The organism is Azospirillum sp. TSO22-1 (genome assembly GCF_003116015.1).
In the GTDB taxonomy this organism is placed as follows: Bacteria; Pseudomonadota; Alphaproteobacteria; order Azospirillales; family Azospirillaceae; genus Azospirillum.
In genome coordinates this window covers 1-10,598 of record NZ_LGQZ01000188.1, presented here as the reverse complement: position 1 = coordinate 10,598, position 10,598 = coordinate 1, and the positions used below count along the sequence as shown (strand labels likewise).

At 56.6% G+C, this 10,598-nt stretch carries 11 protein-coding genes; 10 read left to right on the top strand and 1 reads right to left on the bottom strand.

Annotated elements, in window-relative coordinates; all coding sequences use genetic code 11:
• The 7 genes from TSO221_RS33120 to TSO221_RS35225 form a co-directional block, all read left to right on the top strand.
• The coding region (locus TSO221_RS33120) for a zinc ribbon domain-containing protein (RefSeq protein WP_199229733.1) at positions 1 to 904 on the top strand (904 nt) is incomplete at its 5' end.
• 30 nt (positions 905 to 934) lie between these two features.
• The gene (locus TSO221_RS33115; RefSeq protein WP_348770302.1) at positions 935 to 1,237 is read left to right on the top strand and encodes a type II toxin-antitoxin system prevent-host-death family antitoxin; all 303 of its coding nucleotides are present in this window, start codon (positions 935 to 937) and stop codon (positions 1,235 to 1,237) included.
• Positions 1,234 to 1,617, top strand: coding sequence for a type II toxin-antitoxin system VapC family toxin (locus tag TSO221_RS33110; RefSeq protein WP_109122724.1), 384 nt, complete (start codon positions 1,234 to 1,236; stop codon positions 1,615 to 1,617). The genes TSO221_RS33115 and TSO221_RS33110 overlap by 4 nt, the downstream gene beginning before the upstream one ends.
• Positions 1,618 to 1,631: 14 nt before the next feature.
• Positions 1,632 to 3,050 carry an N-6 DNA methylase gene (locus TSO221_RS33105; RefSeq protein WP_199229732.1) on the top strand — a complete coding sequence of 473 codons (1,419 nt, stop codon included), beginning with the start codon at positions 1,632 to 1,634 and terminating at the stop codon, positions 3,048 to 3,050.
• Entirely contained in the window at positions 3,047 to 4,615 is a 1,569-nt protein-coding gene (locus tag TSO221_RS33100) for a restriction endonuclease subunit S (RefSeq protein WP_109122723.1), read from the top strand. The genes TSO221_RS33105 and TSO221_RS33100 overlap by 4 nt, the downstream gene beginning before the upstream one ends.
• Positions 4,572 to 6,179, top strand: coding sequence for an AAA family ATPase (locus TSO221_RS33095; protein ID WP_158284294.1), 1,608 nt, complete (start codon positions 4,572 to 4,574; stop codon positions 6,177 to 6,179). Before TSO221_RS33100 ends, TSO221_RS33095 begins: the two co-directional genes overlap by 44 nt.
• Entirely contained in the window at positions 6,176 to 7,018 is an 843-nt protein-coding gene (locus TSO221_RS35225) for a hypothetical protein (RefSeq protein WP_146208987.1), read from the top strand. The genes TSO221_RS33095 and TSO221_RS35225 overlap by 4 nt, the downstream gene beginning before the upstream one ends.
• Before the next feature lie 654 nt (positions 7,019 to 7,672).
• Here the strand turns inward: TSO221_RS35225 and TSO221_RS33090 are convergent.
• The gene (locus tag TSO221_RS33090) at positions 7,673 to 7,864 is read right to left on the bottom strand and encodes a helix-turn-helix transcriptional regulator (RefSeq protein WP_109122721.1); all 192 of its coding nucleotides are present in this window, start codon (positions 7,862 to 7,864) and stop codon (positions 7,673 to 7,675) included.
• Positions 7,865 to 8,144: 280 nt separating this feature from the next.
• Between TSO221_RS33090 and TSO221_RS33085 the strand changes: the two genes are divergently transcribed.
• The 3 genes from TSO221_RS33085 to TSO221_RS33075 all read left to right on the top strand — a co-directional run bounded on the left by TSO221_RS33085 (position 8,145) and on the right by TSO221_RS33075 (position 10,585).
• On the top strand, positions 8,145 to 8,477 hold the full coding sequence (locus tag TSO221_RS33085; protein WP_109122720.1) for a hypothetical protein: 333 nt from the start codon (positions 8,145 to 8,147) through the stop codon (positions 8,475 to 8,477).
• A 216-nt stretch (positions 8,478 to 8,693) separates the two neighbouring features.
• On the top strand, positions 8,694 to 8,882 hold the full coding sequence (locus TSO221_RS33080; RefSeq protein WP_109122719.1) for a hypothetical protein: 189 nt from the start codon (positions 8,694 to 8,696) through the stop codon (positions 8,880 to 8,882).
• A 17-nt stretch (positions 8,883 to 8,899) separates the two neighbouring features.
• Positions 8,900 to 10,585 carry a recombinase family protein gene (locus TSO221_RS33075; RefSeq protein WP_109122718.1) on the top strand — a complete coding sequence of 562 codons (1,686 nt, stop codon included), beginning with the start codon at positions 8,900 to 8,902 and terminating at the stop codon, positions 10,583 to 10,585.
• Positions 10,586 to 10,598: the final 13 nt, after the last annotated feature.

Sequence of the window (10,598 nt, the reverse complement as noted above, 5' to 3'; positions counted from 1 at the left end):
CCGTCCCGGCGCGGGCCGTTGGCGCTGGATCGCCATGGTCGGCGCGGCCAGCGGCAGCTCGGTGCGCAGGTGGTCCCGCATCTCCACCGATTCGGAGGAGGCTCACAGCCATCGCACGCCCGGCCGGGAAGACGGGTTCTGGGACCGCCGGCGGCCCCGCCACCTGTTCTCCGGCCTCCTGAAGTGCGGAAGCTGCGGCGGCGGGTTCGTCAAGATCAGCAAGGAGCATTTCGGCTGCGCCACGGCGCCCAACAAAGGCACCTGCGACAACCGGCTGGCGATCCGGCGGGACGAACTGGAAGCCGCCGTACTCGACGGATTGCAGCACCATCTGATGGACCCGGCGCTCTGCGACGTGTTCGCCGAGGAATATGTCCGCCACCTGAACCGGCTGCGCATGGAGCACAACGCCGCGCTCGCCAGGCACCGCGCCGAGCTGATAAAGATCACCAAGGAGACCGAACGCCTTATCCAGGCGATCCTCGACGGCGTGCCCGGCGCTCAGGTCAAGGATCGGATGATCCTGCTTGATGCCCGGAAGAGCGAACTGGAGAGGCTGCTGGCCGATGCCGACGAGGAACCCGTCCTGCTCCACCCGGACATGGGGCGGCGCTATCGCCGGGAGGTGGCGGCGCTACGTGACGCCCTGAACGACGACGGGCGGCGCATCGAAGCCGCCGAACTGGTCCGGGCTCTGGTGGACCGCATCGTGCTGACGCCCGTGGGGACGCAGGGACGGTCGCGCCTGTCGATCGATCTGCACGGCGCGCTCGCCGGCATCCTGGCGCTGGCCCAGGACAAGCAAAAGCCCGCCACGGTTTCCCGTGACGGGCTTGAGCAAGTAAAGTTGGTTGCGGGGGCATGCAATAGCCGATGCCGACACCCGCTGAAGATCCCCATTTGAAGTTGATATGGTCCATTTTCTGGTCTAACAATGGGGGCTCGGTGGATCGCCTCTTGGTCCAGAATGGAGCAAGCTATGCGGGTGTCTGTGACAGAAGCTAAGGGCCAATTGACCGAATTGGTGAGGCGAGCTGAGGCTGGAGACGAGGTCATCCTGACGCGGCATGGTCATGCAGCCGTTCGCCTAGTGCCGATCAAAGCAACCTTTGATAGAAGATCGCGCCAATCTCTACTCCACACGGCGCGCGCTTCTGCGGCGAGAAAAGTAACCGCCGGGCCTACTGCGGCTCGAAGTCAGGACTTCCTTTATGATGATGCAGGCATGCCGGAATGATAGCGGTCGATACATCGGCACTGATGGCGATCCTGCTCAACGACCCAGAAGCAGATGCCTGCGTCGCGGTGCTGGAGGCAGAAGAAGACCTCCTTATCTCGGCTGGCACGGTCGCCGAAGCGCTGATCGTTGCTGCCCGCCGGAATGTTGGCGAAGAAATGGCTCAAATCATTGATGGGCTCGGGCTTGAGATTGTCAATGTGACGCCAGCAGCAGCGCGCCGAATTGCACAAGCTTATGCACAATGGGGCAAGGGTGTCCATCCAGCGGCACTGAATCTTGGAGATTGTTTCTCATACGAAGTAGCAAAAGAGCACGGGTGCCGCTTGTTGTTCGTAGGAAAAGATTTCTCCCGGACCGATTTGGAAAGTGCCATTTAGATAATGCGGCGATAATGATCCAACGCGAAAACATTGTCCAAAAAATATGGAATCTCTGCCACATCTTGCGCGGGGACGGAGTCAGCTATCATCAGTACATTTCTGAGCTGACCTACCTTCTCTTCCTCAAGATAGCCGAAAGAAATGAAACGGAGCAACTTATACCGAAAGGCTATCGATGGGCAAATCTTGTTAATTACTCCGCCAGCGACCTCCTCACGCACTATCGAGATATGCTGACATTCCTTGGCGGCCATGCTGAGGATAAGCGCGTTCGTGAAATTTATGCATTCCCGACGACGGTGTTTTCGCACAGCGAGAACCTTCGGGCGGTCATCGACGGCATCAACAAGCTCGATTGGAACTCGGTCTCATCCGACATGATGGGAGATATCTACGAAGGGTTGATCGCGAAAAACTCACAGGATTCCCGGTCTGGCGCTGGTCAGTATTTTACCCCGCGCGCATTAATAGATTCTATCGTTCGGGTAATTAAACCAAAATCAGGCGAAATCATCCAAGATCCCGCAGCCGGAAGCGGTGGCTTTCTTATCGCCGCCAACACCTTTGCTAAAGAAAACAGAAACACTCAAATCTCCGAACAAAATCATCCTATTTTTGATGGCATGGAAATTGAAAAAGGCACGTACCGCATTTGCTTGATGAACGCATTCTTACATAAGCTTGATTTACAACTTTTCATTGGCGATGCATTAACGGCGGATGCCGAAAAACTTCGTTCACCTGATGTCATTCTTGCTAATCCTCCTTTTGGGGCGCGAGCTGGCGGTGCTCGAAGGCAACGGCGGGATATTCCCTTCCCCACAGCCAACAAGCAACTCGCCTTCCTCCAGCACATTTACCTTGGTTTGAAACCGGGCGGACGCGCTGCCGTTGTCCTTCCCGACAACGTGCTTTTTGAAGAAGGCGTTGGTCGAAGGGTTCGCCAGGATATCCTTGATCGTTGCAACCTCCATACGATACTCCGACTCCCGACCGGCATTTTCTATGCCCAAGGAGTGATGACTAACGTCCTATTTTTCACCCGTGGCAAGACGAATCACGGCAACACGAAAGCTATCTGGTTCTATGATATGCGAACCGGAATGCCGACGTTTGGCCGCAAGCAACCTTTGGCGCCAGCCCATTTTGCTGACTTCGAGGCTTGTTTCGGTGACGATCCAAGCGGCAGAGCCAAACGCAAGGACCAGGGCAACAGCGGCAGGTTCCGTAAGTTCACTCGGCAGGAAATAGCCGAGCGCGATGATAATCTCGACATTACTTGGCTCCGTAACGACTATGACTCAGTTGAGGATCAGAACGCAGACCCTGCCGAGCTTGCAGCGCGAATTACCCAGCTCCTGAAAGGCGCTATCGAGCAAATCGAACTCATCAATGATGCGCTCGCTTTGGACGAAGGTGAGGCCTCATGAGCGGGTTGCCAGAACATTGGGTGAAAGCACCTATTGGGGATATCTGCGATCTGATCAACGGCCGCGCTTTCAAACCCTCCGAATGGTCTGAAAATGGCCTACCGATCATCAGGATCCAGAATCTCAATAATCAGAAGGCGAAATATAACTATTTTGCAGGAGCGATCGACGATCGTCATCATGTGGAAAGCGGCGATCTGCTTTTTGCATGGTCAGGAACTCCTGGGACTTCCTTCGGCGCCCACATTTGGGAGGGTGGATCGGCCGTATTGAATCAGCATATCTTCAAGGTACTATTCAACCGAGATTTGGTTGATTCCTCCTTTCTAAAGTTCGCAATCAACGATACCCTTGATGAACTAATAGCTCAGGCACATGGCGGTGTGGGGCTCCGGCACATCACAAAGGGCACGCTTGAGAGAACAGAGATCAGTTTGCCACCGCTGAAGGAACAGCGCCGCATCGCCGAAGCTCTGAATATCCACCTCGCGCGAATCTCGGATGCACGAGCCGATTTGCGGTCGGCGCTTGAGGTCGGCGCACAGTATAAAGATGCGGTCTTGAAGGATGCCTTTCCGGATCACGCTGCCCGACATGGCCAAGCCATCCAGTTTGTTCGTCTCGCGGACTTAGTCGACGAAGGCCCATCAAATGGCTGGTCTCCTAAGGCTGGGCCGGATGCCACTGGAGCATTGTCCCTTAAGCTGACCGCAACCACATCGGGCTATCTGCGATTGGATGAAGCGGCTGTAAAGCGGGTTTATGAACGGCCGGCCGAGGATTCTCGGTATTGGCTGAAGCCGGGAGATCTCCTCGTACAGCGCGCAAATGCATTGGAGCATCTGGGCGCTACTGCAATTTATGATGGCCCAACACTCACCTACATATATCCTGATCTGATGATGCGGTTGCGTATAGCGGATACAAACAAGCGCCGTTATCTTTGGAGATATTTAAACTCAGCTTGTGCTCGCCGCTTTTTTCGAGAGCGGGCGACTGGCACGGCCGGAAACATGCCCAAGATCAACAGCGAAACGCTGAGAAATCTACCTGTGCCCATTCCGGCCGCAGGAGACTTTGGGAAGATCGCGGATCGAATCGAACGCGACTTTTCAGACATCGACTCGGCGCTCCGGGCAGCCGAAGATGCCGCGGATTTTCTCGACCGTTTGGAAAAATTGCTCCTTAAGCAGGCTCTTTGCGGTAAATTGGTCGCCCCCGATCAAGCTGATGGGCAAGCTACTGAACTCCTAGAGCAGATCAGGAATACGCCGCTCCAAAATCTTTCCTCTAGCTTATCGTACTCCAGGTCACAAACTTCACATCGACCACAGGGGAAAAAGCAGGAGACGAACTTGGCAAACAAAATGAGAACAGACGTTGCTCCAGATCATTTGACAACGACGCTCATCGGACTAGGAGGTGCGGCAAGTCCGAGGGAGCTCTGGCGGAAGAGCGAAATGATGATTGACGAGTTCTACAAACAGTTACGAGAAGAAATGAAAAATGGACGTTTAGTTGTTGGCTCTCGACACGACGAATTGGTGGTGCAAGATGCGCCTTGACTGGTTAAAGATTAAGAAGTTCAAGAATTTATCTGACGTCGATATAAATTTCGACGAGCGTGAGCTTTCCACAGTGTTGATTGGCGATAACGGTACCGGTAAATCTAATGTCATTGAGGCTTTAGTAACAATTTTTCGTGATTTAGATCTTAATGAGACCACCTCCTTTGCCTACTTTATAGCTTATAATTGCCATGGATATCGCATTGAGATTGACAATGCTTTCACAGAATCCACACTTTCCTTAAAGGTCAATGGAGTGCAGGAGTCTCGAACTACATTTTACGATAGAAGGGCAAAGTACCTGCCTGCAAATGTTTTTGGATATTACTCGGGGTCAAGCCGACGCCTTGAGCAGCTTTTTGATAGACATCAGCTAAGATATTACAAGAAGGTGATTTCCCCTTCGTCTGCACCTAAAGATGTAAAAAATGTAGACCTTCGCCGGTTATTTTACTGTCGGCCTGCATATGGACAGCTTGCACTGCTCAGTTATTTTGCTTTCGGGTCGGATTCCGCAAAAACATTTCTTAAGAAACATATGGGCATTGTCGGCTTCGACAGCGCTCTAATCGTTTTGCGGAGACCTCGATGGGCAGAACGTCAGTCCAAAAAATCAACCTCAATGAATGCGCAGAATTTCTGGAACTCTTCCGGACTTGTACGCGGGCTTCTGGAAAAACTCAGGTCTCACGCACTTGCGCCTATCGCGGATAACGCTCGCGAACAAGACGACTACAGGGCCAAGCCTGCGAATGAGGAGCAAATCTATATTTTTATCAAAGACGTGAATGTTCTCAACGAGATAGCGCGATCCTTCGATGACGAGCGAACCTTTTTTGCGCTTTTGGAAACCCTCGATATCTCTGATCTTATTCGTGAAGTACGAATCTGGGTTGAGAAAGAAAACGTCGATGGCGAAATACCCTTTCATGAGATCAGTGATGGCGAAAAGCAACTCCTCAGCGTATTGGGGCTGATGAGGTTCACTAGCCAGGACGAAAGCCTTTTCCTGCTTGATGAGCCTGACACCCATTTGAATCCAAACTGGAAGTGGGATTATCTACACCTCGTCAAGGATGTTGCTCAGCGCGGCGAAAGCCACATCATTCTCACCAGCCATGACCCGTTGACAATTGGGAGTTTGATGGCATCCCAGGTTCAGGTCATGTCCCGGTCGAAGGATGGCACAGTGACCATCCGACCGCCAGACGTCGATCCGCGGGGGCTCGGATTTACGAGCATCCTCACTCAAATATTTGGTCTTCCTACAACGCTTGACCCTGATACCCAGAAACTACTGGACGAGCGGAATCAGATAGTACGCCTCGAACAGCGAACGCCTGAGCATGATATCCGCCTAATCGAACTTAATGAAAAGCTCAAGCGACTTGGTTTCGTCATCGAGGACCGCGAACCGGAATATGAACTCTTTTTAAGAGCCATGACCGAAATAAAGCAAGAAAGTCGCTCTGCCCTCACCCCGGAAATGATTGCACAGCGAAATCAGGTCGCAAAGCAGATGCTCGCAAAGATCATGGCGCGCAAGGAGAATCGTCGGTGATCTATATTTTTCAGGACGAGACGAAAATTCCTAAAGCTTGGCTCACAAAGGTCACTGCCTTTCAGGCAGCGTTAGAGGCGCTAACGACGACCGAAGAGCGCAAGGCCTATATTGAGGGCAAGCAGACGGCCTGGGGAGAAATCAAGGATGCTCTTCTGAAGATGTCCCACGGAAAATGCTGGTATTCGGAGGCACCCGATGCGGTTTCAGATTGGCATGTTGATCACTTCCGTCCAAAATCTAGAGCACTAGACGAAGACCGAACGATATATCCGGGTTATGCGTGGCTCGCCTTCGACTGGAAGAACTATCGGATTGCAGGTAGCTATCCGAATTCGCCCCACAAGGACGATGACGGCAATACCCGGGGCAAGTGGGATTTCTTTCCTCTATTGGCTAAATCCTTCAGAGCCTCTTGGGACGATAGGAACATCAGTAAGGAAGTCGTTCTCCTCTTGGACCCTGCCAAGAAAACCGACCCAAAGCTAATGACATTCGATGAGGAGGGTTTTCCAATACCTTCCGATCCAAACAATCCGATTATCAGAAAGCGAGTCGAGACAACGGTTCACTATCTCTATTTAGATAGCCCAAGATTAGTGGCAGCGAGAAAAAGGAAGTGGCGCGAGATCAATGACTGGATTGAAACCTACCGTGAGGTCTGCCCCTCTACCATAGAGGAATGTACAGCTGATGATTATGCTCGCTTCGAGAAGCTGATCGAACGAATCCAAAAGCTCTCGGGGCCGGATGCAGCCTACGCCGCAACGGCTCGGGCTTGCCTACGTGCTAATGCGTTGGAACAATTCATCCAAGCCGTCGAAGAAGCAGCAGCGTAATTTATCTCAACTTGGCTAATTAATGGGGAAACCATAGCTTATTCGGACAATGTTAACGCCCTTGCACACGAAGAAGCGTAGCGTTCAGATCAATCTCCGGCCCCAGTTCCGCCGAGTTCCGCGGCGTGGGGTGCTGCCTGTCGATCCAATCAATGATGGTAGCCACCAGTTTTCCCGTCTGCGCTCACATGCCTGCTTTAATCCAAAAGGCATAAGAACCGGTCTGCGGTCACCCGTTCGCACTCGGAGTTAATGTTGGCGAACTCTAGGGACCGGAACTAAGTAGACCACGTAATATCATCTACAGCAAGATAAAAGAGCGAATACGGGCGCCCGTTTTCTGTTATATATCAACATTTTAGTCCGTATACAAAAATGACCTCTGTGTTCAGGTGTATACGGCGCGGTACAGCCCTAAAAGCTGACCTTGCTCGCTTGAGGGTTAGAGAGCCAGACCGGAGTCGAGCCCTCAAGGGTGCGCCGCGAATGCGGCGCATCGCTCCGCGACGGCCTTCGGCCGCCCTTGACCGCTCGCCTCCGGCCTGGCGGTGGCTATCCAAGCGAGCAAGGCGGAATATGGCTGGTCATCAGCCACATCCCTACACACAGAGGTATTTGGGTGGCGTACCGAATCATCTCCGCTGTTGGGGGTCATCACAGCTTCAACCGGACGCCCGGACCATTGCCGTTCTGAGGGATGAACTCGATGCCGGCCGTCTCCAGAGCTGCACGGATCGCCGCAAGCGTGCGATGGTGCGGCGTCCGCCGTCCCGTCTCGAAATCGGCGAGAGTGGCAACCGCGACCTCGGCCGCTTTCGCCAATTCCTCCCGCTTCATTCGGAGCATGGCACGCGCTCCGAGACATTGTTCAGCTGTAATATCCAATGTCAGCTTCCATCATTGACTTTGAGCAAATATCAGCTATGATAGCTGACATCAGATACGATCACAATGGTGCGCCATGCCTCAGGCTGACGGCAAACCCTCTCGCTTTGCCCAAAATACGCCAACCTTGACGCGACGTACGCTCCTGGCCGGCATCGCCACCCTTCCGGGGGTGATGCCTCCCCCCATACCTCCTGCGACCGATCCCGTCGCCGCGCTCTGGGAGGAATGGCAACGGGCCATGGCGGAAGCCGACGCCCTGTGCGGCCAATGGAGCGGTGCGGAGCAGGCCCTTGCGAAAAGCATTGGCTGGAACGCCGTGGAGGCTGCGGTGATAGTGAACGCCCCTGAAACGCAGGACATGAACGCCATCGCCGAACGCCAGGATGCCCTCGACCGGTTCCTTGACGACCTCGGCCGCCGTATCCTCGCCCTGCCCTCCCAGAGCGTCGCCGGCACCATCGCCAAGCTGTCGCTGGCCTTGGCTGTCGCTGATCCCACGCAACGGGACGAGTTGGAATGGCGGCTGGTGCAGGATGCGTTGGACGAGCTTCGCCAATCAACACCACGCTGAACTCTGGAATCGTAATCGTTCCTTCACGACATCAAACGAACTCCGAAATTCCACTACTCTCCAATATCCGCCACAACGATAAGACCACCTATCTTCTTCTATTTTGCTCTAGACTACGATATGAAATACAGTTATTATTTCTAGTGTGTCGTTGAACATGTGAAGTTGAGCGCTCATTTCCGAATTTCGTACAGAGGATCGTCACGGAGTTCGGCCATGATCGAGGACGACAGCCCCACCCCGGACACGCTGGCGGCGGCCAACGACAACGCCGCTGCCGGGGCGCGGATCGACCGGGCAGCGCTGATCCTGGCCCGCCTGCTGGGCCGGCAGATGGCTCGCGACGCCTTTGAGCGGCTGAAGGCCGCGAACGACAACCGCCCGCCGGACAGCGGCGGAACCTGACCAGGGACGGACGAGCGATGACCAGGGTTGCCCTCTACGCCCGCTATTCCTCCGACACCCAGAGCGCCGCCTCCATCGAGGACCAGCTCCGCATCTGCCGGGAACACGTCGGACGCGAGGGCTGGACCGTCGCCGCCTGCTACCACGACGCCGCCCTCTCCGGCGCCAGCATGGTCTTGCGGCCGGGCATCCAGACCCTGCTGGCCGACGCCCGGTGCGGCCGCTTCGACGTGGTGCTGGCCGAGGCGCTGGACCGCGTGTCCCGCGACCAAGCTGACGTGGCGACGCTGTTCAAGCATCTGCGCTTCGCCGGCCTGCGCCTCTTCACCCTGGCCGAAGGCGAGATCAGCGAACTGCACGTCGGCCTCAAGGGCACGATGAACGCGCTGTTCCTCAAGGACCTCGCCGCCAAGACGCACCGTGGCTTGCGCGGCCGGGTGGAGACGGGCAAGGCCGGCGGCGGGCTGTGCTACGGCTATGATGTGGTCAAGCGCCTGGGCAGCGACGGCGAACCCGTGCGCGGCGAGCGTACCGTCAACGAGGCCCAGGCCGCCGTGGTCCGCCGCGTCTTCCGCGACTTCGCCGCCGGCGTGTCCCCACGCACCATCGCCCGCCGCCTGAACGACGAGGGCGTTCCCGGCCCCGACGGTACGCTGTGGACCGACTCCACCCTGCGCGGCCATGCCAAGCGCGGCACCGGCTTCCTCAACAACGAACTCTACATCGGCCGGCTGGTGTGGAACCGGCAGCGCTACGTCAAGGACCCGACGACCGGCAAGCGGGTGTCGCGGATCAACCCGCCGAACGCCTGGATCGTCACCGAGGTTCCCGAGTTGCGCATCATCGACGACACGCTGTGGCGCGCCGCCAAGGCCCGCCAGGAGGCTCTCGCGATCACGCATGCCGGCCCCATCGCCGCTGTGCGCGCCGCCTTCGCCGCGCGGGCCGCCAATCCGCTCAACGCCGCCCACCGGCCCCGCTCGCTGCTGTCCGGCCTGCTGGTCTGCGGATGCTGCGGCGGCCCCTACGTCCTGCGCGGCCAGGGGCGCTACGGCTGTTCCCAGCACCTCATGAACGGCTCGTGCACCAACAGCCGCACCATCCCGCGCACCGCCCTGGAAGAGCGTGTGCTGGCCGGTCTGAAGCACAAGCTGATGGCGCCGGACGTCGCCGCCGAGGCGATCCGCGCCTACGTCGAGGAAACCAACCGGCTCAACCACGCGCGCCGGGCCTCCGGTGAGGCCGAGCGGCGGGAACTGGCCCAGGTCGCCCGCGCCATCCAGGACATCATGGCGCTGATCGAGAGCGGCGCCGGCAGCCGCACCCTGGTGGCACGGCTCCGGGAGTTGGAGGCACGGGAGGACGAACTGAACGCCCGCCTTGCCCAGGTCCCGGTGGACCTGCCCGACGTTCACCCGAACATCGCGGAGCTTTACGCCCGCAAGGTGGCGCGTCTGGCCGAGGCGCTGAATCGCCCGGAGGAACGCGACGAGGCTGCCGACGCCATCCGCGGCCTGATCGAGCGGATCACGCTGACGCCCGGCCCGAAGCGCGGCCGGTTGGACGTGGAACTGTGCGGCGAGCTCGGCACGCTCCTGGAGTGGACGGCTCAAAAGCAGAACACTCCCGGAGCGGGGCTCGCGGGAGTGTCTGTATCGGTGGTTGCGGGGGCAGGATTTGAACCTGCGACCTTCAGGTTATGAGCCTGACGAGCTA

Coding starts and splice junctions, on each gene's coding strand:
- TSO221_RS33115 (WP_348770302.1), top strand. CDS start 935: ATGGGGGCTCGGTGGATCGCCTCTTGGTCCAGAATGGAGCAAGCTATG.
- TSO221_RS33110 (WP_109122724.1), top strand. CDS start 1,234: ATGATAGCGGTCGATACATCGGCACTGATGGCGATCCTGCTCAACGAC.
- TSO221_RS33105 (WP_199229732.1), top strand. CDS start 1,632: ATGATCCAACGCGAAAACATTGTCCAAAAAATATGGAATCTCTGCCAC.
- TSO221_RS33100 (WP_109122723.1), top strand. CDS start 3,047: ATGAGCGGGTTGCCAGAACATTGGGTGAAAGCACCTATTGGGGATATC.
- TSO221_RS33090 (WP_109122721.1), bottom strand. CDS start 7,864: ATGCTCCGAATGAAGCGGGAGGAATTGGCGAAAGCGGCCGAGGTCGCG.
- TSO221_RS33085 (WP_109122720.1), top strand. CDS start 8,145: ATGGCGGAAGCCGACGCCCTGTGCGGCCAATGGAGCGGTGCGGAGCAG.
- TSO221_RS33080 (WP_109122719.1), top strand. CDS start 8,694: ATGATCGAGGACGACAGCCCCACCCCGGACACGCTGGCGGCGGCCAAC.
- TSO221_RS33075 (WP_109122718.1), top strand. CDS start 8,900: ATGACCAGGGTTGCCCTCTACGCCCGCTATTCCTCCGACACCCAGAGC.